This window comes from Actinocorallia libanotica, from assembly GCF_039525175.1.
Classification (GTDB): domain Bacteria; phylum Actinomycetota; class Actinomycetes; order Streptosporangiales; family Streptosporangiaceae; genus Actinocorallia; species Actinocorallia libanotica.
Genome location: NZ_BAAAHH010000002.1, coordinates 74836 through 98111 on the forward strand (window position 1 = coordinate 74836; position 23276 = coordinate 98111).

27 protein-coding genes are annotated in these 23276 nt (G+C 71.9%); 10 read left to right on the forward strand and 17 right to left on the reverse strand.

Going from position 1 to position 23276, the window contains the following annotated elements:
* A complete protein-coding gene (locus tag ABD140_RS03385) occupies positions 1 to 1365 on the reverse strand; it encodes a cytochrome P450 (RefSeq protein WP_344236566.1) in 1365 nt (454 codons plus the stop codon).
* A gap of 124 nt (positions 1366 to 1489) precedes the next feature.
* Between ABD140_RS03385 and ABD140_RS03390 the strand changes: the two genes are divergently transcribed.
* The 3 genes from ABD140_RS03390 (at position 1490) to ABD140_RS03400 (ending at position 3278) form a co-directional block, all read left to right on the forward strand.
* Complete coding sequence (locus tag ABD140_RS03390; RefSeq protein ID WP_344236568.1) at positions 1490 to 2137, forward strand: TetR/AcrR family transcriptional regulator; 648 nt, start codon at positions 1490 to 1492, stop codon at positions 2135 to 2137.
* Between the two features lie 61 nt (positions 2138 to 2198).
* Positions 2199 to 2342, forward strand: coding sequence for a hypothetical protein (locus tag ABD140_RS03395; protein ID WP_344236570.1), 144 nt, complete (start codon positions 2199 to 2201; stop codon positions 2340 to 2342).
* Positions 2343 to 2453: 111 nt separating this feature from the next.
* Positions 2454 to 3278, forward strand: coding sequence for an ABC transporter ATP-binding protein (locus ABD140_RS03400; RefSeq protein ID WP_344236572.1), 825 nt, complete (start codon positions 2454 to 2456; stop codon positions 3276 to 3278).
* Between the two features lie 23 nt (positions 3279 to 3301).
* Here the strand turns inward: ABD140_RS03400 and ABD140_RS03405 are convergent, their stop codons facing one another.
* A complete protein-coding gene (locus tag ABD140_RS03405; RefSeq protein WP_344236574.1) occupies positions 3302 to 4597 on the reverse strand; it encodes an outer membrane protein assembly factor BamB family protein in 1296 nt (431 codons plus the stop codon).
* A gap of 87 nt (positions 4598 to 4684) precedes the next feature.
* Entirely contained in the window at positions 4685 to 5185 is a 501-nt protein-coding gene (locus ABD140_RS03410) for a DUF4396 domain-containing protein (protein ID WP_344236576.1), read from the reverse strand.
* Positions 5186 to 5326: 141 nt separating this feature from the next.
* Here ABD140_RS03410 and ABD140_RS03415 point away from each other — a divergent pair, with 141 nt between their 5' ends.
* Together ABD140_RS03415 and ABD140_RS03420 are read left to right on the forward strand one after the other, a co-directional pair.
* The gene (locus ABD140_RS03415) at positions 5327 to 5986 is read left to right on the forward strand and encodes a TetR/AcrR family transcriptional regulator (protein WP_344236578.1); all 660 of its coding nucleotides are present in this window, start codon (positions 5327 to 5329) and stop codon (positions 5984 to 5986) included.
* Complete coding sequence (locus tag ABD140_RS03420) at positions 5979 to 6647, forward strand: enoyl-CoA hydratase/isomerase family protein (protein ID WP_344236580.1); 669 nt, start codon at positions 5979 to 5981, stop codon at positions 6645 to 6647. The genes ABD140_RS03415 and ABD140_RS03420 overlap by 8 nt, the downstream gene beginning before the upstream one ends.
* An 18-nt stretch (positions 6648 to 6665) precedes the next feature.
* Here the strand turns inward: ABD140_RS03420 and ABD140_RS03425 are convergent, their stop codons facing one another.
* Both ABD140_RS03425 and ABD140_RS03430 read right to left on the reverse strand, forming a co-directional pair.
* Positions 6666 to 7457, reverse strand: a complete 792-nt coding sequence (locus ABD140_RS03425) for a TIGR02452 family protein (protein ID WP_344236582.1) — start codon at positions 7455 to 7457, stop codon at positions 6666 to 6668.
* A gap of 55 nt (positions 7458 to 7512) precedes the next feature.
* Positions 7513 to 8112, reverse strand: a complete 600-nt coding sequence (locus ABD140_RS03430) for a TetR/AcrR family transcriptional regulator (protein ID WP_344236584.1) — start codon at positions 8110 to 8112, stop codon at positions 7513 to 7515.
* 100 nt (positions 8113 to 8212) lie between these two features.
* Between ABD140_RS03430 and ABD140_RS03435 the strand changes: the two genes are divergently transcribed.
* The 4 genes from ABD140_RS03435 (at position 8213) to ABD140_RS03450 (ending at position 13086) form a co-directional block, all read left to right on the forward strand.
* Complete coding sequence (locus tag ABD140_RS03435; protein ID WP_344236586.1) at positions 8213 to 8794, forward strand: NADPH-dependent FMN reductase; 582 nt, start codon at positions 8213 to 8215, stop codon at positions 8792 to 8794.
* Positions 8791 to 10224 (forward strand): DHA2 family efflux MFS transporter permease subunit, encoded by a 1434-nt coding sequence (locus ABD140_RS03440; RefSeq protein ID WP_344236588.1) that lies wholly within the window; start codon positions 8791 to 8793, stop codon positions 10222 to 10224. Before ABD140_RS03435 ends, ABD140_RS03440 begins: the two co-directional genes overlap by 4 nt.
* A gap of 139 nt (positions 10225 to 10363) precedes the next feature.
* Positions 10364 to 12454 (forward strand): sensor histidine kinase, encoded by a 2091-nt coding sequence (locus ABD140_RS03445; protein ID WP_344236590.1) that lies wholly within the window; start codon positions 10364 to 10366, stop codon positions 12452 to 12454.
* The gene (locus ABD140_RS03450; protein ID WP_344236592.1) at positions 12454 to 13086 is read left to right on the forward strand and encodes a response regulator transcription factor; all 633 of its coding nucleotides are present in this window, start codon (positions 12454 to 12456) and stop codon (positions 13084 to 13086) included. The genes ABD140_RS03445 and ABD140_RS03450 overlap by 1 nt, the downstream gene beginning before the upstream one ends.
* A 29-nt stretch (positions 13087 to 13115) precedes the next feature.
* Here ABD140_RS03450 and ABD140_RS03455 read toward each other — a convergent pair whose 3' ends face one another.
* Complete coding sequence (locus ABD140_RS03455; protein WP_344236594.1) at positions 13116 to 13946, reverse strand: DUF72 domain-containing protein; 831 nt, start codon at positions 13944 to 13946, stop codon at positions 13116 to 13118.
* A 236-nt stretch (positions 13947 to 14182) separates the two neighbouring features.
* Here ABD140_RS03455 and ABD140_RS03460 point away from each other — a divergent pair, with 236 nt between their 5' ends.
* Positions 14183 to 15511, forward strand: coding sequence for a PAS domain-containing protein (locus tag ABD140_RS03460; RefSeq protein ID WP_344236598.1), 1329 nt, complete (start codon positions 14183 to 14185; stop codon positions 15509 to 15511).
* A 75-nt stretch (positions 15512 to 15586) separates the two neighbouring features.
* On the opposite strand, the gene ABD140_RS03465 is transcribed toward ABD140_RS03460, so the two are convergent.
* The 11 genes from ABD140_RS03465 to ABD140_RS03515 form a co-directional block, all read right to left on the reverse strand.
* Positions 15587 to 16225 carry a hypothetical protein gene (locus ABD140_RS03465; protein WP_344236600.1) on the reverse strand — a complete coding sequence of 213 codons (639 nt, stop codon included), beginning with the start codon at positions 16223 to 16225 and terminating at the stop codon, positions 15587 to 15589.
* Between the two features lie 92 nt (positions 16226 to 16317).
* The gene (locus ABD140_RS03470) at positions 16318 to 17571 is read right to left on the reverse strand and encodes a cytochrome P450 (RefSeq protein ID WP_344236602.1); all 1254 of its coding nucleotides are present in this window, start codon (positions 17569 to 17571) and stop codon (positions 16318 to 16320) included.
* A gap of 112 nt (positions 17572 to 17683) precedes the next feature.
* Positions 17684 to 17992: a gas vesicle protein K gene (locus ABD140_RS03475; protein ID WP_344236604.1), complete on the reverse strand. Its 309-nt coding sequence runs from the start codon at positions 17990 to 17992 to the stop codon at positions 17684 to 17686.
* Positions 17989 to 18225, reverse strand: coding sequence for a gas vesicle protein (locus tag ABD140_RS03480; protein WP_344236606.1), 237 nt, complete (start codon positions 18223 to 18225; stop codon positions 17989 to 17991). Before ABD140_RS03480 ends, ABD140_RS03475 begins: the two co-directional genes overlap by 4 nt.
* Positions 18210 to 19034: a GvpL/GvpF family gas vesicle protein gene (locus tag ABD140_RS03485; RefSeq protein WP_344236608.1), complete on the reverse strand. Its 825-nt coding sequence runs from the start codon at positions 19032 to 19034 to the stop codon at positions 18210 to 18212. The genes ABD140_RS03480 and ABD140_RS03485 overlap by 16 nt, the downstream gene beginning before the upstream one ends.
* Complete coding sequence (locus ABD140_RS03490) at positions 19027 to 19401, reverse strand: gas vesicle protein (RefSeq protein ID WP_344236610.1); 375 nt, start codon at positions 19399 to 19401, stop codon at positions 19027 to 19029. Before ABD140_RS03490 ends, ABD140_RS03485 begins: the two co-directional genes overlap by 8 nt.
* Before the next feature lie 20 nt (positions 19402 to 19421).
* Positions 19422 to 19661 carry a gas vesicle protein GvpG gene (locus ABD140_RS03495; RefSeq protein ID WP_344236612.1) on the reverse strand — a complete coding sequence of 80 codons (240 nt, stop codon included), beginning with the start codon at positions 19659 to 19661 and terminating at the stop codon, positions 19422 to 19424.
* A 3-nt stretch (positions 19662 to 19664) separates the two neighbouring features.
* Complete coding sequence (locus tag ABD140_RS03500; RefSeq protein WP_344236614.1) at positions 19665 to 20441, reverse strand: GvpL/GvpF family gas vesicle protein; 777 nt, start codon at positions 20439 to 20441, stop codon at positions 19665 to 19667.
* Complete coding sequence (gene gvpJ, locus ABD140_RS03505) at positions 20438 to 20881, reverse strand: gas vesicle protein GvpJ (RefSeq protein WP_344236616.1); 444 nt, start codon at positions 20879 to 20881, stop codon at positions 20438 to 20440. The genes ABD140_RS03500 and gvpJ overlap by 4 nt, the downstream gene beginning before the upstream one ends.
* Positions 20882 to 20899: 18 nt before the next feature.
* Complete coding sequence (locus ABD140_RS03510) at positions 20900 to 22096, reverse strand: SRPBCC family protein (RefSeq protein ID WP_344236618.1); 1197 nt, start codon at positions 22094 to 22096, stop codon at positions 20900 to 20902.
* A gap of 30 nt (positions 22097 to 22126) precedes the next feature.
* Positions 22127 to 22939: a hypothetical protein gene (locus ABD140_RS03515; protein WP_344236620.1), complete on the reverse strand. Its 813-nt coding sequence runs from the start codon at positions 22937 to 22939 to the stop codon at positions 22127 to 22129.
* Positions 22940 to 23276 lie beyond the last annotated feature (337 nt).

Consider the following 23276-nt stretch of genomic DNA (forward strand, 5'->3'; position numbering starts at 1 on the left):
TCAGGAGCCTTCGCTCGCGGGACGGCCGGCCGGAACGGCCGTCGGCGGCGTGAAGGTGCAGTTCAGCCGCTTGTAGCCGTTGATGAAGCCGGACAGCAGCCGGTCGGGCTCGCCTTCGGAACGCAGGTCGGGCAGGCGGGTGTACAGCTCGCGGAGCATCACGGTGAGCTCCCGGCGGGCCAGGTTGGCACCCAGGCAGAAGTGCGGGCCGGGGCCGCCGAAGCCGATGTGCGGGTTCGGCGAGCGGGTGATGTCGAACTTCTCGGGGTCCTCGAAGACCGCCTCGTCGCGGTTGGCGGCCCAGTAGTACAGCATCACCTTGTCGCCCTTGCGGTACAGGTGGCCGTTCATCTCGTGGTCGCGGGTGACGTTGCGGCGCATGAAGATGACCGGGCTGGCGTAGCGGACGACCTCCTCGATGGCTCCGGCGATGCGGCCGTCGAAGTCCTCCATCAGCAGCGCGCGCTGGTCGGGGTGGTCGGTGAGCAGCTTCAGGGTGTGCGCGAGGGCGTTGCGGGTGGTCTCGTTGCCCGCGACGACCAGCAGCAGGAAGAACGCGCCGAACTCCTGCGGGGTGAGCTGCTCGCCGTCGATGTTGGCGTTCACCAGCGCGGAGGTGAGGTCGTCGGTGGGGTTGGCGATCCGCTCCTTGCCGAGCTTGGCCGCCAGCCGGTGCAGCTGCCAGCCGGCCGAGGCGATCGTGCCCATCGACCGGGCCATCCCGAGGTGGCTCATCCTGCCGGTGCCGGTGCTGTAGTCCATCGTGGCGCCGACGTACTCGGGGTCGGTGTAGCCGGTGCTGATGTTGCTCAGCTTCACCACCTTCGCGTGCTGCTCGGCCGGGATGCCGAGCATGTCGCAGATGACCTCGACGGGCAGCCGCACGGCCGCGTTGGCGACGAAGTCCACGCCGGGACCGGCCTCGATCAGCTCGTCCACGATGCGCTTGGCGCGGTTCGCGATGTCCTCCTCGGCCTTGGCCAGCATCCGGGGGCTGAACGCGCGGGACACGATCCGGCGGATCTTGGCGTGCCGCGGGTCGTCCATGTCGATCATCGAGCGGAAGTACCGGTCGACGATGCCCGGCGCGTCGACCGGCTGGGTGGCGGTGGGCTCGCTGCTGAACACCTCGGGGTTGCGGCTGGCCTCGGCCACGTCGGCGTGGCGGACGAGCGCCCAGGAGCCGGGCTGCTGCCCGACGAAGGGCATCTTGGGGAGGGTGAAGAACTGCGGGGCGGGCTGGGCGCGCAGCACGGCGAACCCCTGTGCCCGCTCCTCCAGCGGCCTCTCCCAGAAGCGGAGGTCACCCAGGTTGATGTCCTCGAGGGCCGGCCCAGAGGGTCCTGCCGAGTAGTCCGTGGTCACCGGTGACCGCCTTTCCCGCCGTTGCCGCGATCCATTTCTGGTGAACATGAACACCAGAAATTTCTGGTGTCAACGATCACCAAGATTCGGGTCGGCGTCAAGAGGTGGGGCACAATCGGGAACCGTGACGTCCCCTCGCACCCGCCCCTACCGCGGAGTGCCCGCCGAGCAGCGCCGGGCCCTGCGCCGCGCCGCGCTGCTCGAAGCGGGCCTGGAACTGCTGGGCACCAGCGGCTGGGCCGCCACGACCGTCCGCGGGGTGTGCACCCAGGCCGGGCTCAACGACCGGTACTTCTACGAGAACTTCACCGACCGGGACGCCCTGCTGCTGGCGATCGTCGACGAGCAGGCCGCCCGCGGCACCGCCGAGATCCTGGACGCCGCGCGGCGCTCGCCCCGCCGGCTCCAGGACCGGATCCGAGCCTCCGTGGACGCCACCGTCGACTTCCTCACCGGCGACCCCCGCCTCTCCCGGGTCTTCGCGCACGAGTTCCCCGCGCACCCCCTGCTCCAGGAGCGCAGGCGCCAGATCATCCAGTCCCTCACCACGATCTTCATCGCCCAGACCCGCGAGGTCCTCGACCCGCTCCCCCTGTCCGACACCGACCTGGAGCTGACCGGCCTGACCCTCACCTCGGGCCTGTGGGACCTGCTCGCCGCCTGGCTGCGCGGCGACCTCGGCATCGGCCGCGACCACCTCGTCGACTACACCGTCGCGCTCCTCCTGACCACCACCGACCTGGCGGCGCCCCTGCACCACCGCCTCCGCTGACCCACGCCGAGCCGGTTCACGACTTGGACGGCGGCGACCGGCCTGACTACATTGATCACCCTTGGACGACGGGCAGTTCAACGTCTTCCCCGTGCTCGGCGCGATCCTCCCCGCGCCGGGCGGGTGGTGGCCCGCCCGCGACACCGCTTTCGAGGAGAACGTCCTGCTGCTGCGCAGGGCTCTCGGACTTCCCGTCACCGGGTGACCCGGCGGCCTCGGGGCGGGGTGCGGTCGGCGGGCCCGCCCCGAGGCGGGTAGCTTGCGGGTTCACCGGCTCGACGCCGGACGTCCGTCTTCGCCGACGAGGAGGCTTGTCTTGTCCGCTGCGATCCCGGTGCCGTACGACGTGGTGCTCGACGTCCAGAAGCTGGACCTCGTCCGGGACGGCAGGCTGCTGCTGGACGAGGTCTCGCTGACGGTGCGCGCCGGCGAGCACTGGGCGCTGCTCGGGCCGAACGGGGCGGGCAAGAGCACGCTGCTGTCCGTCCTCGGCGCCTACACGCATCCGACCCGCGGCACCGCGGACATCCTCGGCCACCGGATGGGCCGGGTCAACGTCCAGGACCTGCGGATGCGGATCGGCCACGTCAACCCGCGCCATCCGCTGCAGTCGGCGCGCACGGCGCGCGAGGTCGTCCTCACCGGCGCGACCGGCACCATCGAGCTGGTGCCCCGCTGGACGCCCACCGGGGAGCAGCTCCGCCGCGCGGACGAGCTCATCGAGCTGCTGGGGCTCACCGCCCGCGCCGGCGCCCGCTGGCCCGAGCTCTCCCAGGGGGAGCGCGGCCGCGCCCTGATCGCCCGCGCCCTCATGCCCGACCCGGACCTGCTCCTGCTGGACGAACCCGCCACCGGCCTGGACCTCGTGGCCCGCGAACGGCTCCTGGCCCGCATCGACGCGCTGCGCGAGCACCGCCCCGGCCTGACGTCCGTGCTGGTCACCCACCACCTGGAGGAGCTCCCCGCCAGCACCACCCACGCCCTGCTGCTCCGCGACGGCGGGGTCCTCACCGCGGGCCCCGCCCCCGAGGTCCTCACCACCGACCTCATCAGCGCCTGCTTCGACCACCCCGTCACCATCACCCGCACCCACGGCCGCTGGAGCGCCACCTCCCGGCCCGGCTCCTTCTCCGCGGGATGACCCGGGCCGGCCGGTCCGAGGAATCAGACGAAGAAGAAGTCCAGGTCCTCGCGGGCCCCCCGGAACCGGACGACGGCGATCCAGCCGTCACCGGCGCCTTTGAAGACACCGGGATGGCGGGTGAGCAGCCGTCCGGTGCTCGTCTCGTAGACGGCGACGGAGGCATCGTTGCCGCGGGCCTCGGAAACGGCGGTGAAGCCGCCGTTCACCACCGTCCGCCACCGGGAGTCGTTCGGCGCCAGGCCGGGATCGGGGACGGTCCAGAGGGCGCGCCCGCTCGCGAAGTCGAGCATGGTCAGCGGGCCCTGGTGCGGCGTCGGCCGGGTCAGCAGAAAGGCGCCGTCGGAGTCCAGCGGGGTTCCGCTCTCCGCCGATCTCCAGAGGACGTCCCCGTTGGTCAGGTCGAGGACCTGCGTTCCGCCCCGCGGGGTGAGGGTCGCGATGCGTGTGTCGGTGCCGATGAACTTCCCGGTGGCGTGGAGGAAGCCGGGGTTGTAGCCGATGCGCTCTCCGGCCAGCGGGAAGCACGCCGTCCGTTTCCATTTCGGGCGGAACTGCCCTCCGGCGAAGGAGGAGAGTTTCATCGGGCAGAATCCGTCGCCCTCCTCGGAGTCGAACAGGATCACGTCCGAGCCCACGGGGTACCAGTCGAACCAGTCGCGGGCGCTCGCCCTGGTGATGCGCCGCCCGTTCTCGGCGTCGCGCAGCACCGTGCCTTTGCGCGTGGCGTCGGTGGCGAAGTACCGGCCGGTCGGAGGTGCGAACGGAAGCGGATGGTCGGAGGCGCTCATCCACCCGATGGGGTTCGGGACCCCCGACCAGGCCACCTCGCCCGACCGGGGCTCGCGCCGGGCCGTCGTGCAATCGCCGTAGTTCGTATCGCAGGTGTGGATGAAGACGGCGTCCTGCGTCACCGTGACGCCGTGAGCGATTCCGTTCGACCACAGGAGCCGGCCCGTGCCGGGATCGAACGCCCGGGTGACGCTCGGTTCGTAACGCTCCGGGGACTCGACGAGGACGACCGCTCCTCGGGCGATGGCGAACCAGGGATTGTCGAGGGTGGACCTCCGGAGTTCGGGCAGGAACGGGACCTTCCAGAGCTCGCGGCCCGAGAGCACGTCGACGCCCCGGAGGTCCTGGCGGGTGAGGAAGATCAGGGTCCCGTCCACCACCGCCAGCCGTTCCCTGGTCTCGACGCCCTTCAGGGTCCAGGCCGATGGCGTGCCCCCGGCCCCGAACGGGCCGAAGCCCGTTCCCGGGACGCAGGAGACCGTGAGGCAGACCAGGAGCAGTAGTGACAGGACTGGCGAAGTACGCACGAATGGATTGTTCCGGAAGTTGATCTTCCTGGCCATCGAAGCGCGCTCCGGAACCGACGCCGCCCCGGACGGGGGCGGCGTCGGGGATCAGTGGTAGGCGTGGACGACGGCGTGGCCCTTGCCTCGGCCGATCAGCCACTTGTTGACGGGGGTGGTGACGACGAAGGCGACGACGAAGCCGCCCAGGAGGGCCGACCAGAACAGGGTGTCGGACAGGTGGGCGTCCATCGCGCCGGGGACGAGGGCGATGATGCCGTTGTCGACGAGTTCCATGACGGCGATGGAGACGGTGTCGGCGGCCAGTGCGACCTTGAACGCCTGCTTGAGGCTCACGCCGGCGCGCCGGACGGCGAACAGGGTGAAGGAGTAGCCGAACAGGAACGCCAAGGCGATCGCCAGCGCCATCGTCGGCAGATCGCCCCAGCCCAGCGCGGTGCCGATCACCATGCCCAGGATCTCGCCGATGGCGCATCCCAGGAGGCAGTGCAGGGTCGCCTTGACCGCCGTGCCCCAGGAGGCGCCCGCCGCCGCGTGCCCGTGGTGCCCGTGGTGTGCGGAGTGGTCGTGGTGGTGCCCGGTGTGGTCCATGGTCTGCCCGTCCTCTGCCGTCCGTACCGCTTCCGACAGATGCCAACCATATACCCCTAGGGGGTATTATGGACATACCGCGCTTATGAAAAATGCGAGGATGCTCCTGTTTTAGAGCATGTGCTCTGTTATGGTGCGGGCATGGCCCGACCGCGCACGCACGACCTCGACCGGGTACTCGACGTGGCCGAGGAGCTCGTGGCCCGGGAAGGGCTGGAGGGGTTCACGGTCCGGAGGCTCTCCGCCGCCGCCGGGATATCGAACGGAGCCGTCTACCACGCGTTCGGGTCGGTGCCCGCGCTGCTGGGACGGACGTGGCTGCGGGCGGGCGACGACTTCCTGGAGTTGCAGACCGCGCTGGTCGACGCGGCCCTGGAGGGCGGAGACGCCGTCGGGGCCGTGGTGGCCGCCGCGGACGCGCCCGCGGCGTTCGCACTGCGGCGTCCCGCGGGGGCTCGGATGCTGATGAGCGTCCGGAGCGACCGGCTGCTGGGGCCGCAGCTACCGCAAGAGGTGGCCGAGGCGCTGCTGGGACTGGAACGGCGGCTGGTGGCTCTGCTGGTACGGCTGGCGCAGGCGGTATGGGGACGTGCCGACGCGGCGGCGGTCGGGGTCGTCACCAGCTGCGTGGTGGATCTGCCCACCGCGCTGCTCGGGAGAGAGCTGGCCGGGCCGTCCCTGGAGCCGGTGGAGCTCTCCGCAGACTTGCGGCGGCGGCTGGAGGCCGCCGTCCGCGCCGTACTCACCGTGCCGCTGCCCGCCGTGGGCACCGGCCGTCCGGAAAGGAACGACCATGCCTGAACTGCGCCGCGAGGACACCGTCTTCGTCCTGGAACTGGGCGACGACGAGAACCGCTTCTCCCCGGACTGGCTGAAGCAGGCGCACGCCCTGCTGGACGAGCTCGTCGACCACCCGGGGCCGGCCGCTCTCGTCACGACGGGGAAGGGCAAGTTCTTCTCCAACGGCCTGGACCTGGAGTGGCTCGGCGGGAATCCCGACCAGCTGATGTCCTACGTCACCGAGGTCCACGGGCTGTTCGCCCGCGTCCTCACCCTGCCCGTCCCGACGATCGCCGCCGTCAACGGTCACGCGTTCGGCGCGGGCGCGATGCTCGCCATGGCCCACGACTTCCGCGTCATGCGCGAGGACCGCGGCTACTTCTGCTTCCCCGAGGCCGACATCAACATCCCGTTCACCCCCGGCATGGCCGCGCTCATCCAGGGCAAGCTGACGCCCGCCGCCGCCGTCGCCTCCATGACCACCGGACGCCGCTTCGGCGGTCCCGAGGCACGTGAGCTCGGCCTCGTGGACGCCGTCGCCGACGAGGACGCGCTGCTCGCGACCGCGGCCGAGTGGGTGCGCCCCCTGGCGGGCAAGGACCGCCCCACCCTCTCGGCCATCAAGTCGACGATGTTCGCCCCCGCCGTCACGGCCCTGCGCGCGCCCGCCGAAAGCCGCTGACCCCCGGCCCGGCGCGGCTCACTCCCGGAAGACGCGGGCGAACGCCCGGTACTGCGGGGTGGTGCCGTCCGGGTCCCAGACGGCCATGGCGACGTGGGCGAACCGCCCCGCGAAGGGACCGGCCAGCAGTTCCGACCAGGCCGTGGCGACCTCGGCGGGATCGTTGCGGAAGACCCCGCACCCCCATGCCCCGAGGACGAGGCGCTCGTGCCCTTCGGCGGCGGCCAGGGCCAGGACCTTCCAGGCCCGTCGCCGCAACGCGTCGGAGACGTCGGAGCCCGGCGGAAGCGCCCCCCGGTTCGGCGCGGGGGAGGTGATGAACGAGACGGAGTACGGCTCGTCCAGCAGCGCCCCGGTCTCGTCCCGGAAGACGGGGACGCCGGGCGAGTAGATCATCCGGTCCGAGTAGCGCAGGTCGCGGGCCGCCCGGTGGAAGTCGTAGTAGTCCTCCTGGAAGCGGCGCAACGTCGGGTACAGCCCCGAGGCACGCGCCAGCGCCTCCTCCTGGGCATGGGCTCCGCGCAGGAATCCGCCTCCCGGGTTCTTCGCGGACGCGAAGTTCAGCGCGGCGACGCCTTGCCCGAGCCTCCGCGCCGCTTCCAGGGTCGTCTCCCGGGTCAGCTCGACGACCGTCTCCCGCCGTGCGGGCCCCTCCGGCTCGGCGAACCCGTCCGGCAGGTACAACCGCGCGCCTTCGACGGCCGCCGCGACCCGCTCACCGAGCTGGACGCGCCGCCCGCCCACCTCGTAGTGGCCGGCTTCGAGGATCGCCACCGTCTCCTCGGCGATCTGCCTTCGATTCAATCTCATAGTGAGAACATCTCAGGAGGCCTCCCGCGCGGCAACCGGTTTTCCCCGGCCGCTCTCATCCCGCGGATCCCTCCCGGTGGTAGCCGTACAGGAAGGCGCGGACACCGGCGCGGATGTACGCCTCGTCGGGGGCGGGCGCGCCGTAGGCCGTGTCGGGGCTGATCAAGGCCGTGAAGTGGAGGGCGGCGCGGGCGGGGTCGTCGAGGCGCAGGCCGGGGAGGGCGGCGAGGCGGTCGGCGAGGTGGCGGCGGACCCGGAGGGGGCCGGCGTCCTGCCAGGCCTGGACGGCGGGCCGGGGAATGTGGTCGGCGTCGGCCTGGATGTGGCGGACCAGGGCGAAGTGCCGGGCGTGGTCGGTGGCGCCCCTGCGCGTCAGGGCCATGCCGAGCTCGGTGAGGTCGGCCTCCAGGTCGGTGACCTTGCGGAGGTAGGAGTCGATCACGGCGGTGTGCGCCTCGGCGACCTGGTCCGCGCTCTGCGAGATCACGGTCTGGAACAGCGCGGCCTTGTCCTGGAAGTGGTTGTAGATCGTCCGGGTGGAGACGCCGGCCTCCTTGGCGATCACGTCGATGCCGGCGCGCGTGTAGCCGTCCCTGGCGAAGACCTCCAGGGCGCCTTCCAGGATCGCCCGCCGCTTGTCCGTACGCGGAGTCACGTGTTCCCCCTCACATGGGTACAACCATCGTTGCAGTTTTTGCCATACACGTTGTACTTTACTCGCATTCGGTCCGCCCGGACCCTGCGAGGAGAGCATCATGACGCGCATCGCCATCATCATCGGCAGCACCCGGCCCGGTCGACGCGGCGGGCAGGTGGCCGCCTGGGTCCGCGAGGCCGCCGGACGGCACCGGCCCGCGACCGACTTCGACGTGCTGGACCTGCACGACCACGCCCTGCCGCACCTGGACGAGAGCACCCCGGCGATCTTCGGCTCCTACGAACGCGAGCACACCCTGCGGTGGGCCGAGGCGATCGGCTCCTACGACGGGTTCGTCTTCGTGGTGCCCGAGTACAACCACTCCTTCCCCGCTCCGCTGAAGAACGCGATCGACTTCCTGTACGCCGAATGGAACGACAAGGCCGCCGGTTTCGTGACCTACGGGATCAACGACGGGGTCCGGGCCGCGGAACACCTGCGGCAGGTCCTGGCGGAGCTGAAGGTCGCGACCGTCCGCACCCAGGTCGCGCTGTCGATCCACCACGACTTCACCATCACCGACCCGCTCGAACCGGGGACCCTCACCCCCGGCCCCCACCAGGAGCCGACCCTGACCACCATGCTGGACGAGGTCGTCGCCTGGTCGGAAGCGCTGAGGTCCGTGCGGGTGCCGGCATGACCGCCGTCGCCGTCCCCGCGGCGCCGCGCGCGGCGCCGCGGCCGACGACCATCGCGCTCGTCGTCGTGCTGAACTCGCTGATGGTGGTGCTCGACACGACGGTCGTGCACATCGCGATCGGGTCGCTCGCCAGGGAGTTCCACGCGCCGCTGACCACGATCCAGTGGGTGACCACCGGATACGTCCTCGGCCTGGCGACGGTCATCCCGATCACCGCGTGGGCGGTCGGCCGGTTCGGGACCAAGCGGCTCTACCTCACCGCGATCTGCCTGTTCGTCCTCGGCTCGGTCCTGTGCGGGCTGGCCTGGGACGTGTGGTCGCTGGTCGCCTTCCGGGTGCTGCAGGGGTTCGGCGGCGGCCTGCTGATGCCGGTCGGCATGACGATCGTGCTGCGCGCCGCGGGAGGCGGCGCGAACGGCAGGCTGCTGAGCCTGCTCGGCATCCCGCCGCTCATCGGGCCGCTGATCGGGCCGATCCTGGGCGGGTTCCTGGTCGACGAGGCGTCCTGGCGCTGGATCTTCCTGGTGAACGTCCCGGTCGGGCTGGCCGGCGGGCTGCTGGCCGCGCGGCTGCTGCCCGCCGACCCGGCGCGGGCCCGCCGCTCCCTCGACCTGCTCGGCCTGGCGCTGCTCTCGCCCGCGCTCGTCTCGCTGATCTACGGGCTGATCGGCGGCGGCGCGGTGTTCGCCGGCCTCGGCGCGGTCCTGGGCGCGGCGTTCGTCGTCCGGGCGCTCACCGCCGACGAGCCGCTCATCCGGCTCCGGCTGTTCCGCCGGACCCGCCTCGCCGCCGCGGCCGGCACCCTGGCGTTCGCCGCGGCCGCGTACTTCGGGTCGATGTCGGTGCTCCCGCTCTACTACCAGATCGTCCGCGGCGAGGACGCCGCGACGACCGGCATGCTCGGCATCCCGCAGGTCCTGGCCACCGGCGTCACCATGCAGCTGGCGACCCGGCTCGTCGACCGGATCCCGCCCGGCCGCGTCGTCGCCCTCGGCGCCGTCGTGGCCCCCGCCGGGGTCCTGCTGTTCCTGATCCAGGCCACCGCCGACGCCCCCTACTGGCGGCTCATGGCGGCGATGGCCGTCATGGGCGTCGGGATCGGCATGACGCTCATGCCCGCCACCGCCGCGGGCACCCGCGGCCTCTCGCACGACGACGCGCCCGCCGCCAGCACCGGACTGATGATCATCCAGCAGGTGGCCGTCGCGACGGGCACCGCGCTCATCTCGGCGCGCCTGACCGGCGCCGTCACCGACCGCCTCCCCCACGTCCACGACCTGGACCAGGCGTTCGCCCTTCCCGCCTCCGCCGCCCCCGCCCTCGCCGACGCCTTCCAGTCCACCTACCTCTGGGTCGCCGCCCTCCTCGCGGCCTCCCTCCTCCCCGCCCTCTTCCTCCCCCGCCGCCCCGCCCCGTCGGACTCCCCCTGACCCGCCGCCCCGGCGGACGCCCCCTCGCGCCGCACCGGACGCGCGGGGGCCGTCCGGGGCGGGCCGTTCCGGGCGGGACATCGTCCCGGGCGGGCGGGACGGGCGGCTGGTTAGAGTGGCGGCCTTGGGAGGGGTTGGGGTGCTACGGGCGTTTTTGGGGCTGGTGTGGGGCGGGGGCACCGTCCTCCTGGCCGGGGTCGCCCTGGCCCTGGGGCTGGCCAACGGGACGGAGCCGCGCGACCTCGGGCACCTGGTCTATGTGACGGCCTGCGCGGTGGTCGGAGGGCTGATCGCCTACCGGCGGCCGGAGAACACGGTGGGTCGGCTGCTGCTGGTGAGCGCCTTCTCGTTCGCGGCGATGGACGCGTGCGGGGGGTACGCCATCCGCGGCGAGGGTCCGCTGGCCGGGCCCGCGGGATGGCCGCAGACGTGGCTGTGGGTGCCGGCGAACCTGGCGTTGACCCTGCTCCCGCTGTACTTCCCGGACGGGCGGCTGCCAGGGCCGCGGTGGCGGCCGGTGGTCGCGGCGGTCGTGGCGGCCGGCGTCGTGACGGGCGTGCTCTCGTCGCTGCGGCCGGGCGTGAACGGGCAGGTGGGCGGCGGCGGAGTGCCCAACCCGTACGGGGTGGCGGGCCTCGCGGACGCCGCCGGGACCGTGGAGGTCGTGTTCGACCTGCTGATCGGCGGGTTGTTCCTCGTCGGAGTGGCCGTGGTCGTCGTCCGGGCACGGCGGGCCGAAGGAGAGGCGGCGCGGCCGTTCAAATGGCTCGCCTACGCGGTGGGACTGTCCGCGGCCGGGGTCGTGGGGCGGCTGGCGATCGGGCTGACCGACGGACGGCCGGACGTGTGGCCGGTGGAGAGCCTGGCGGGAGAGATCCTCGGCATGGCGGCCATGCTGCTGATCCCGGTGGCGATCGCGATCGGGATCCTGCGGCACGGGCTGTTCGACATCGACCTCCTGATCAGCCGGACGCTCGTCTACGCCATCCTGACGGCGTGCGTCGTCGGCGGATACGTGCTGGTCGTCACCTACCTCGGGACGCTGTTCGACACGGAGCTGCCCCTCCCGCTCGCGGCCACCGGGATCATCGCGCTGGTCTTCGCTCCGCTCCGCGAGCGGGTGCAACGCGTCGTCCACAGGCTGATGTACGGGCAGCGCGACGAGCCGTACGCCGTCCTCACGAGGTTGGGACGGCACCTGGAGGGTCCTGAGGCCACGGCCGGGGCGGCGCGGACGGTGGCCGAGGCGCTGCGCCTGCCGTACGTGGCGGTGGAGGTCTCCGCCACGGGCGCGGTGGTCGCGCACGGGAAGGCGAGCGGGGAACCCGTCCCGCTGCCCCTCGTGCACAACGGGAGGACGGTCGGCCGGCTGCTCCTCTCCCCCCGGCCGGGTGAGCGCGAGCTCGGCGCGGCCGACCTCCGGCTGCTCCAGGACCTCGCCGGGCAGATCGCGGTGTCCGTGCACCTCCAGCAGTCCCGCGAGGAACTGGTCACCGCGCGGGAGGAGGAGCGCCGCAGGATCCGTCGCGAACTGCACGACGGCCTCGGCCCCACCCTGGCCTCGCTCACCATGCGCGCCGAAGCCGTCCAGGAGCTGATGGACGACCGTCCGGAGCGCGCCAGAACGCTCCTGGAGGAGATCGTGACGGGAACGGAGACCGCGATCGGCGAGGTCCGCCGACTCGTCGACGGCCTGCGCCCGCCCGCGCTCGACACCCTCGGCCTGAGCGGCGCCCTCCAGTCCTTCGTGGACGGCCGCCCTCCCGGCGGCCCGCGCATCCGCCTGTCCCGCCCCGACGCCCTGCCCCCGCTCGGCGCCGCCACCGAGGTCGCCGCCTACCGCATCGCCACCGAGGCCATCACCAACGTGTGGCGCCACGCCCGTGCCGACGACTGCCTCCTCACCCTCTCCGCCCGCTCCGGCGCCCTCACCGTCCAGATCTCCGACAACGGCCGAGGCACGCCCGCCGCGGGCCTTCCGCAGGACCGCGGCGGCACCGCGCCCGATGCCGATGGCGGGAGCCCGGCGGCGGAGTGGCGGAGCGCCGGGTCCGGTGGAAGAGTCGTCACGGAGGCGGAGGCGGGGGCCGGACACGGAGAGGGCGCGGGCGGCGGAGTGGGATTGCGGTCGATGCGGGAGCGGGCCGTGGAGCTGGGCGGGGTGTTCACGGTGGAGTCCGAGCCGGGGCGGGGCACCACGGTGCGGGCCGTTCTGCCGCTGGGGGCCTGATGGTGCGGGTGCTGATCGTCGACGACCACGAGTCGTTCCGCAGCGGGTTGCGGGCGCTGCTGGCGTCGGCGGCCGATGTCGAGGTGGTGGACGAGGCGGCCAGCGGGGAGCAGGCGCTCGCGCTGCTGCCCGGGGCGCAGCCGGACGTCGTCCTGATGGATCTGGCCATGCCCGGGATGGGGGGCATCGAGGCGACCGTGCGGCTCGTCCGGACGCATCCGCACGTGCGGGTGCTGGTGCTGAGCATGTCGGACGACGACGACTCGGTGCTCGCCGCGGTCCGGGCGGGCGCCCGCGGCTACGTCCTCAAGGGCGCCCGGCGGAGCGAGATCCTGCGGTCGATCCGCGCGGTCGCCGAAGGCGAGGCGATCTTCGGCCCGGCCATCGCGGCCCGCCTGACCGGCTACTTCGGCCAGATGGGCAGGGTGCCGGACGACCCGTTCCCCGAGCTCACCGAACGGGAGAAGGAGGTGCTGGCCCTGCTCGCCCGCCACCTGACCAACCCGCAGATCGCCGCCCGCCTCGGCCTCAGCGACAAGACGGTCCGCAACCACGTCTCGAACGTCCTGGCCAAGCTCCAGGTCTCCGACCGCGCCCAGGCCATCCTCCGCGCCCGAGAGGCGGGCCTCTGACCCGGCGCGCGCCGTCCGGGTCCGGCGGGTCAGAAGAGGGTCAGGGGCTCCTCGTCGGCCGGCGGCTCGGGGAGGGGCTCCAGTTCGGGGAGGCGGGCGCGCACCTCGTCGTGGAAGCGGCGGGCCAGGGCGGGCGCCTCCCGGTTGCCGGGAGTGTGCAGGAAGAAGGTGGGGGAGCGGCCCTCCCTGAGCCAGGCGGTGACCGTGTCGACCCAGGGGCCCCAGCTCCCGGCGGTGGCCTCGGCGTCGTCCCGGCCCATGTAGCGCACGACCGGACGGTCGGTCAGGGCGCGGACGCGGCGCGGCATGCGGGGCTTGCGGGCCCAGCCCTCGCGCTCGGCGTCCGTGGTGGGGGGCTGCGCGAAGAAGAACGTGGTGTCGAACGGCACCCACTCGGCGTTCGCCTCCGCGAGGACCTTCTCCAGGAGCCGGGCGGAGCGCTCGTCCTCGAAGAACGCCCGGTGCCGGACCTCGACGGCGTACCGGTGCGCACGCGGCAGGCCCCGCAGGAACCCCGACAGCAGGGCCAGGTCGAGCGGGCCGAACGAGCCGGGCAGCTGCACCCACAGCGCGTGGACCCGCGGCCCGAGCGGCTCGATCGCGTCGAGGAAGGGGTGGAGGTCCTGCTCCACGCCGGTGAGCCGCCGCTCGTGCGTGATCGGCTTGGGCAGTTTCAGAACGAATCGGAAGTCCGGATACGTCTGCCGCGCCCATGACTCCACGGTGCCCCTGCTCGGCGTGGCGTAGAACGTCGTGTTCCCCTCCACCGCGTTGCACCAGCCCGCGTAGGAGCGCAGCCGCTCCCCCGCCGGAAGCCGCGAGGACAGGAACCTCCCCTGCCACGACGCATGCGTCCACATCGCACATCCCACATGAAGCCGCATACCTCCGACGTTATCCGGGACCGGCGTCTCCAGGAGACGGGACGGCCCCCTCCCCGCCGCCGGCACCGCCGTGATGAGGATCACCGCTCCCCGGTCCGCGCCGTCCCCACCCTGAAAGGATCTCGCCCTTCCCCTGGCCTAAGGTGCACTCAATGCATGTTTTCCATGCATGTTCTTGCCGCGTTCGCGGCCTCGGGGAAAGGGACGGGCCCATGAGGGACCTGGGGGCGATGGGTGCGGAGGAGCTGTTCTTCTCCACCACGGACCGGCGCGGGGTGATCCGCCAGGGCAACTCCGTGTTCGTACGGGTCTCGGGCTATCCGCTGGAGGAGCTGGTCGGGGGACCGCACAACACCGTGCGCCACCCCGAGATGCCGGCCGGGCTGTTCCGGCTGGTCTGGGACGGGCTCGAAGCCGGGGTGCCGATGGGCGCCTACATGAAGAACCGCACCAAGGACGGCGGCTCCTACTGGGTGTTCGCCGCGATCAGCCCGCTGCACGACGGCTTCGTCTCGGTGCGCACCGCCCCGCGCGGCCCCCTCTTCGAGCTCGCCCAGCGGGTGTACGCGCAGGCTCTGCGCGCCGAGCAGGCCGCGATCCGCGACAACGGGATGAGCCGCCGCGACGCCGCGCTGCTCGGCGCCGCCGAGATCGAGGCGTACCTGTGGCGGCTGGGGTACGCCTCCTACCGGGACTTCATGCGCCACGCGCTGCCCGAGGAGGTGTCGGCGCGCAGCCATCTGGCGTCGACGGCCTACGACCGGCCGACCGCTCGCGGCACCATCGCGCAGGTCCTGTCCGGGACGAGCGCGCTGGACAAGGTGCTCGACGACCTCGTCGGACGCCTGGCGGGCTACCAGCGGCTCGGCGACGAGCTCGCCGCCACCTCCACCCGGGTGCTCGACATCGCGCACCGGCTGCACGGCTCGGTGACCGCCGCGCAGCAGGCGTCCGAACTCGTCGCGGACTCCGCGCCGGTGCTGGCGAACGTCGCCCGCGTCATGGCCGATCCGATGACCAGGTCGGTCGCGTCTCTGGAACGTTTGCAGACGGATTTCGGCCGGCTGAAGTCCGACATCGAGCACCTGCGGTTCCAGATCTCGCTGGCGAGCCTCTACAACGACATGGCCGCCGCGTTCGCCGCCGAGGTCTTCGACGGCGTCGCGCCGCCGGAGTCCCTCAGCGCGGTGCCGCTGCTGTGCGACGCCGCCGAGCTCGTCATCCTGGAGATGTCCCAGCAGGTGCAGCGGGTCAACTCCGCCCTGCGCGGCGTCGCCGACCTCGTGGCGGCGAGTGGAACGCTCCTGGAGGAGTTCCGCCGCTTCATCGGCCAGTGGCGCAACCTCGTCCTCCGCCACAAGGCGAACCAGGCGCTGGGCGACAAGGTGCGCCCCATCGACACCGAGATCTCCGCCAGCTGGGAGTGGATGGAGCTGCTGCGCTCCCTCGGCCGCCAGTACGAGTCGGCGATCGTCCCGTTCGACCCGGCGTTCCTGCAGGCGCACCTCGACAAGATCAGGTTCGCCCCGGCCGCCCTCTGACCCGGCCGCCCCGCCGCGCCGAGACCTCATGCCCCCGGCGCGGCGAAGGCCGGGCGCTCGGCGCGGGTCCGCCCGTCATGTTCCCCGCTCCCCTTCCTCGATCCATCCGGCGTCCAGCGACTCCCCGTCGTCGAAGACCACGAACTCCCGTTCCACCTCGACGATCCGGTGGTGCCGCGCCTCCAGCGCGGCGACCAGCGCGGCGAGGCGCCGCTCGGCGGCGGGACCTCCGACCAGGCGGCAGCGCTGGGTCACGAACCGCTCCGCCGCGCCGTCCTCGCGGATCCGGCGCGCGTTGTGCGACAGGTGCGCGGCGTGCGGCACGACCAGCGCGGCGAGTGCGCCGGTGTCGGCTCCCGGTTCCAGGAGGAGCTTGAGGTGGTGCTCGAAGTAGCGGCCCGGCCCCCATGCCAGCGCCTCCTCGTCGGTGGCGGGCACGCCCTCGTTCCAGGGGGCGGCCTCGATCTTCGACCGCGTCACCGTGAAGCCGTCCGCGGCCAGGGCCGCCTTCGTCCGCTCCGCGGCCGCCAGGACGCCGGCGAGGTCGCCGGAGCCGCGTGCCGTCAGCATCGGCTGGGAGGCGACGCGGCCCCGCGCGAGCACGATGTGGCTGAACTTCAACCCGCGGCCGGCGGCCCACCGCGCCAAGGCCTCGATCTCCGGCGCGCCGCATCCGACGGTCAGGTGGGACTCGAAGTCACCCGCCGAAAACACAGGGGCTTTCTCGGCTTTTGTCGCCATTTATTCATGATCGCAGGGCGGGGCGGCGGCCCGCCGGGGATTTTCCGGGGGGCCGCCGGGCACGGCTAGCCGAGGGTGTAGCGGACGGGCAGGTGCTTGAGGCCGCCGACGAAGGTCGTGGCGGTCCAGCGCGGGGTGCCCGCGAGCTCGATCGAGTCCAGCCGGGGCAGCAGCTCGCGGTACAGGGCCTGGATCTCCATCCGGGCCAGCGCGGCGCCCAGGCAGTAGTGCACGCCGAAGCCGAAGGCCAGGTGCTTGTTGGGGTCGCGGCCCACGTCGAAGCGGAAGGGGTCGGTGAAGACGTCCTCGTCGCGGTTGGCCGACGGGTACGACAGCAGCACCGCCTCGCCCTCGGCGATCGGCACCCCGCGGATCTCGGTGTCGGCGGAGGCGGTGCGCATGAACTCCTTGACGGGCGTGACCCAGCGGATCATCTCGTCGGTCGCCAGGGGCAGCAGGGACGGGTCGTCCTTCAGCCGCCGCAGCTGGTCGGGGTTCTCGATGAGCGCGTGCAGGCCGCCGGCGATCGTGGCGCTGGTGGTGTCGTGCCCGGCCGTGGCGATGATGACGTAGTAGGAGGCGGTGTCGACGTCCGACAGCGGCTCGCCGTCGACGCGGGCGTTGGCGATCGCCGACGCGAGGTCGCCGGTGGGCTCCCGGCGGCGGGCCGTGGTCAGGGCGTTGAAGTAGTCGAAGAAGTCGAAGAGCGCGGCCATCTGCTCCTGGGCGCTCTCGCCCCGGCGCAGCTCCTCGTCCTGCCCGCCGAACAGCTCCTGGGTGAGCTTGAGCATGCGCGGGAAGTCCGACTCCGGCAGGCCGAGCAGCGACAGGATGACGTACAGCGGATAGTGCACGGCGACCTGCCGGACGAAGTCGCACTCCCCGCCCAGCTCGACCATCCGGTCGACGTACTGGCGGGCCAGCTCGTCGATCCGCTCCTGCATCGCCCGCATCGCCTTGGGCCGGAACCAGTCGGCGCCGATCGCCCGGACCACCCGGTGCTGCGGGTCGTCCATGTGCACGAGCGTGCGCAGCTCCATCCCCTGCTCGCGCTGCTGCCGCTGGAGCTCGTCCACCTCCGCCGTCGACAGCAGCGTCCGCGGCGCGCTGAGGAACAGCTTGTTGTCCCGCTCGACCTCCATGACGTCGGCGTGTTTCGTGATCACCCAGAAGGGGTTGTACCCCGGCGCCTCCACCCGGTGCACCGGCGACTCCCGCCGCAGCAGCGACAGGGCGTCGTGCAGCCGCTCCTCGTCGGCGTAGGCGCGCGGGTCGGCCACGGCGAGGCCGGCTTCGTGAACGGTGAGGGTTCGGCTCATCTGGTCCTCCCGAGGGGATGGTCCGGTTACGCGTCGCAAGGAAGTAACCGAACACTTTCAGATGCGCCGGGTCGAGCACAGCCCTTTCGGGTGCGAAGGGTGTCACGGCGTGTCAGCGGGGCGGGAGGAGGGGGCCGAGCGGGCCGAGGTCGAGGTTGAGGTCCCGGGGGTCGATGTCGAAGCGCTCCTCCAGCTCCGTCATCGCCTCCTCCAGGCGCATCAGCGCCAGACCGAGCTGCTCGACCTTCTCGTCCGGCAGGTCGCCGGTCTCCACACGGCGCAGGGCCTGGCGTTCCATGAGCTGCCGGATGAGCTCGATGAGGGTGAGCACCAGCCGCACGAGGTCGCGCTGCACCGCCTCGGGATCGGTCTCCAGGCGCCGGGCCAGGCGGCGGCCCGGTTCCGGCCGGTAGCCGCTCACAGGTCCGCCTCCTCGCACTCCAGGACGCGGGCCATCTCGGGGCGGATGGAGGCGATGACCGCGCGCAGGGAGATGCGGACGAGGTCGACGTCCGCGATCGAGATGGTGACGTCGCCCGCGATGACGACGCCCCCCGCGAGGAGCCTGTCCAGCAGGTCCACCAGCGCGACGGGCTGCCCTCTCACCTGCCCCGCGGTGCGGAATTCGGGACGTTCCTCTACGGCTCCGGCCATGCCTCCTCCTCTTCGGGCTCCTCCTCGACCGCGAAGGAGTAAGGCGCCCACGGGCCGGTGACGCGCACCCTCACACCGGGATTCAGCCGTGCCAGGTGGGTGACGGTCTCGCGGAACTCCTGCGCCCGGGTGTCATCGACGAGATAGGCGGCGTTGAGGAGCATCCAGCCCTGTTCTCCGGACAGCTGCGGGTCCTGGGGGCGGTGCATGCGCGTCGTGACGGCGATATCGCGGAGCTGGCAGTGGACGTACTCCGCGACGGCCATGGCTTTGCGCCGCTCCTCCTCCGCCGTGTTCTTCTGCACCAGACGGCGCTGCAGGTAGGACGTACCGGGGCGTGAAGAGCCTTCTCCACCGGCCGAAGCCGTGGATTGCGACTCCCTCACGTCCGCGTACGCCTTCACGCCCCATTCGGTGCGTCCAGCGACGCGCTCCAAGGCGTCGGTGAATTCCTCCTTGCGTTCCCGCAGCGCTCTGCGCACCCGTTCTTCGCTCCGGTAGACGGTGACGAGACCCAGCGGGACGACGGTCGCGTGCGCCGCGGCAGCGTCTACCACCGCGTGATGCGCGCGTGCGGTGGCTTCCAACCAGTCCAGGTCCTCCAGGTTCTCGCGCAGACCCCGCTCCCCGAACTCCGTCAGGCTCACCGGGCTCGCCAACGCGATCAGCCCGTCCTCTTCAACGAGCCGTACGGGCGCGTCCGACACGCCTCGGGTGTCGCCCAGAGCCTCATCGGCCAGGTCGCGAGCGATGCCGTACACATAGAACCCGGTGGCTGCGGACGGCTCCCTGGGATCGGCTTCACTCACGGCGATCCTCCTCGTAGCGCTCCTCGTAGCGCTCCTCGACCTCCTCCGGGTACTCCTCCACCCCCGCCTCCAGGTCGGCTATCCGATCCCGGAGCCTGCGGTTCTCCTCGACCATGTCGCGGTGCCCGGAGGACAGCGTCGGATCGTGCTCCCACCAGTCGATGCCCATCTCCTTGGCACGGTCGACGGAGACGATCACCAGCCGCAGCTTGATGGTCAGCAGTTCGATGTCGAGCAGGTTCACCTGGATGTCGCCGGCGATGACGATGCCTTTGTCCAGGACCCGTTCGAGAATGTCGGCGAGGCTCGCGGGCTCGGTACGCCGGTAGGAGGGAGAACTCCGCCCATAGCCCCCGTAACCGGCCATCTCCCTTCCTGGCGGCTCACTCATGGCGAACCGCCTCGCCCGGAGACCATCCGGCTCAGAAGTTCGTTCTGCAGCTCGGCCGCCTCCTCCTCGGAGATCTCACCGGCGGCTTGCGCCTGGTCCACCTCCGAGAGGTGCCTCCGGACCGTCGCGGGGTCGTACATCTGCCGTTCCGCCTCCTCCTGGATGCGTTCCGCCAGCCACACAACACCGCGTACAGGGGCCAGAGGAAAAGTGAGCAGACCGCTGATCAGCCCCATGGCTCACACCTCCTGCGGTTGCGGCACGAAGTCGTACGGGGCGAGCGGGCCGAGCAGGCGCAACCGGATCCGGCCTTCCCAGCTCTGCTCCAGCTCGCCCACCTCCCGTTCGAACCGCGACCGATCGCCGTCGTCGACGAGGAAGGCGACGTCCGCGGCCGTGTCCTCGTCCTTCGGCTCGCGTGGAGCCACGGCGAGCGCGTGCGGGGAGAGCGCCTCCATCAGCGCCTCGGTATCGGCCTGGCGTTTGCCCTCCAGCGCTTGGACGATGAGCTCCCCGAGCCGTATCCGGTCGTAGTAGGCGGCTTCCTCCGGCATGTCACGCGTGCTCTGCTGGAGCCGCCGGACCTCCGGCTGCTCCTCCAGCACCTCGCGGAGCACCGTCTCTTCCACATACGTGCCGGTGACGATGAACTCGTGACGGCCTTTCAGGTCCTTCAAAGCCTTCGCGAACCAGTCGTGGTGCGGAACCAGCATCTCCTCCGCCACCGCTTCCGGCGTGGTGACCACCGCGCCGAACCGCAGCGGAAGCACCGTCGTGCGTTCGGCCACCGCCGACACGACTCCTTCGTGCGCGAGCAGGTCCTCACGGCTCCCGAGCGGGCCGCTGGGGAGGAACTCGCTGACCACGGCGGCCACGTCGCCTTCCTCGACCAGGAACACCTCGCCTCCGCGGGTGCCCTTCAGCCCGCCGGAGAGCCCGGCATCGGCCGGGACCACCCCGTAGACGTAGCAGACGGCATCGACCGTGTCCGTCCCCTCTTCCTGTTCCACGGTCATCGTTCACGCTCCCCGTGCCTGCGCCGGTGCGGCGCCCTCGCCTCCTCGTAGCGTTCGTCCTCCTCCTCCGCGCGTTCCTCGCGGTCGGTGAGCGCGTCGTGCACGGTCTCCTTCGCCGCGTCCAGCACTCCCCGCGTCTTGCTCTCCGCGCCCTTGCGCGCCCCGCCTTCGGTCATGTCCTGCACCAACTCGGGCAGGCCCTTGCCGCCCTTGTCGTACAGGTCGAGCCTGTTGGTGGCCTCGGCGAACCGCAGATAGGTGTCCACGCTCGCCACCACGATGCGCGCGTCGATGGTGATCAGTTCGATGCCGACCAGCGAGACCCGGACGAACGCGTCGACGACCAGGCCCTTGTCCAGGATCAGATCGACGACGTCCGCCAGCCCCCCGCCGGTCGGCCGCTGGGCGGAAGGCCCCGCCCCCTGCGGAGTGACCGTCATGGGTCGCCCCCTTCGCTCTCAGGACCCGCGTCTCGCCGGCTGGCGGCCCCGGGCCTGCCGCTCCTCCGCCTCGGGACGCCTCCGGGCGGGCCGCCGCGGCCTGGAATCCTCCTCTTCCGCCGGGGAGGCGGGACGCCGCCGCATCCTGCGCTGCCGCTCCTCCCCCGGCTCCGCGGGCGCCTCTTCCTCCTCCGCGCGCTCCTCCGCGCGAGGCCCCCGGTCCTCGTCCTCTTCCTCGCCTTCGTCCTCGTCCTCGTACGACTCGGCCTCGTCGTAGGGCTCCCGCTCCTCACCGGGCTCCGCCCGCCGGCTCTCCCCCTTGCGTCCGGGCTCCTCCTCCCGGCGGTCCTCGCCTTCCTCCTCCAGCGCCTCCTCGTGGCTCCTGACGACCTCGCCGTCGCGGATCTCGCCGCGCCAGCCCTCGATCTCGTCCGGTTCCAGGAGCGCGTGCGCCATCACGTGCCGCCGGAAGTGCTTGAGCTCCAGCCGGGCCCGCCGCCCCTGCGCACGCCAGAGGTTTCCGGTGCGCTCGAAGAACCCCTGCGGGTGGTACTCCATGACCAGGCAGATCCTGGTGAGGTTGGGGGCCAGCTCGGAGAACGACACCGCCCCGTCGACGTGCCCCTTGGGGCCCTTGGAGCGCCAGATGATGTGGTCGTCCGGCACCTGCTCGACGACGGTCGCCTCCCAGGTGCGGTGCGACCACCACACCTGCGCCTTCCAGGCGGTCTTGCCCTCGTCGACCTGCTCGGCCTGCTCCACCTTCTTGGTGAAGGTCGGGAAGTCCTCGAACTGCGTCCACTGGTCGTAGGCGAGCCGCAACGGGACGCCCACGTCGATGGTCTCGACGATGTTGGTGAGCTTGAGCTTGCGCTTGCCGCCCTTGCCCATCCGCTTGATCTTCTCCTTCAGCCCCGTCATCCCGGCGCTGGCCGCCGCGCGGATCGGCCCCTTGCCCTCGGTGAGCGCCTCGACCCCGCTGAGCGCGGCCTTCACCCCCGGGCCTCCGCCGTCCTCCTGCTCGGCCTTCTGAAGCAGGCCGCGCGCGGTGTCGCTCACCTTCTGGCCGGCCTTCTCACCCGCCGAGGCCAGCGCCTTCTCCGCGTACGCCCCCAGGAAGTCCTTCGCCTCCCGTGCCAGCCTGCCCACAGGCAGGTCCTCGAGGAGCCCTGTGACCTTTCCCCCCGCCCCCTTGGGCAGTTCTTCCTCGCTCATCCCCGCCGCCTTCCGTCGGCCCCCTCCGCGTCACCGCGGCGTCCGGATCCCCTCCGAGGGCGCTTCCTCCCCGGCCGGCTCCCGCCGCCGGGCCTTCACTCTCCGGATCGGCTCCTCCTCGTCCTCCGCGTACGCGTCGTACTCGTCCTCGGCATCGCCGGCCTCATCGCGTTCGGCCTCACGGCCTCGCACGCGCCTCGCCGGTTCTCCGCGCTCCTCGGGCTCCCCATGCCGCCCGCGCCTCCGGCGTCCGTGCTCTCCGGGCTCCTGCTCGTGCCCGTGGCCGTGCCGTCTGCTCCCGCCGTGCTTCTCGTGCCCGGCGTGCTCGTCTCGGGAGGGCTTCGTCCGCCGCGGCTCGGCGGCCTCCTCTTCGGGTTCCTCCGCTTCCAGGACCGATCCGGCCCGCTTTCCCGCCTCGCCGATCCCGCTCGTCACCGTCTTGGCCAGCTTCCCGGCCCGCTCCCCGGTCCAGCCCTCCGACCGCAGCGCCTCGGTGCGGTCGTGCAGGATGTCGCTCAGCGACTCCACCGGGCTGCTCGCCGCCTTCTTGGCCAGCTCCGACCCCGAGGCGGCCAGCCGGCCGCGGAGGTCTCCGCTGATCTGGTCCAGCGAGCCGCCCAGCGCCGTGCGGCGCAGCAGCTCGCCCGCGTTCCCGGGAAGCCTGCCGCCTGCGGCCATGAGCGCCAGCAGCACCGCCAACCGCGTCTTGTGGCCGCGCCCCAGCAGGTAGCCCCCGAGCACCGAGACGGCCACCCGTCCTCCGCCCTTCATGCTTCCCCCCGCATGATCGCGGGCGACGGCGTGCGGCTGGGCGAACCAGAACGCGACGCGGGGCCACGTCATGACACGGACAACCGCAGGTCGCCGCACATGTTTCCGTCTGTCCCTTGCGAGACTAGTGCGACAAAACCCCATATACCTGGACATAAAACTACGTACGGCGAGTCTTTAACCCCTCTTCGCCCGGCGACGCCGGCATCCGCCCGGCGCGGCTCCGCCGCCGCGAAAACCTTTGCGCCAGGGCATTGCCCGGAGGGGGGCGCAGAGCTTAATCTGCGAAACGAAAGTCCGCTGTGCGAAACAACATTCCCCTAAGGGAAACAGAAAGACTCCCTGCCACCACCGAGAGACGACGGCCGGCGCGACGCCGGAACCGGTGGGCCGTCGCTGTCATCCCCCC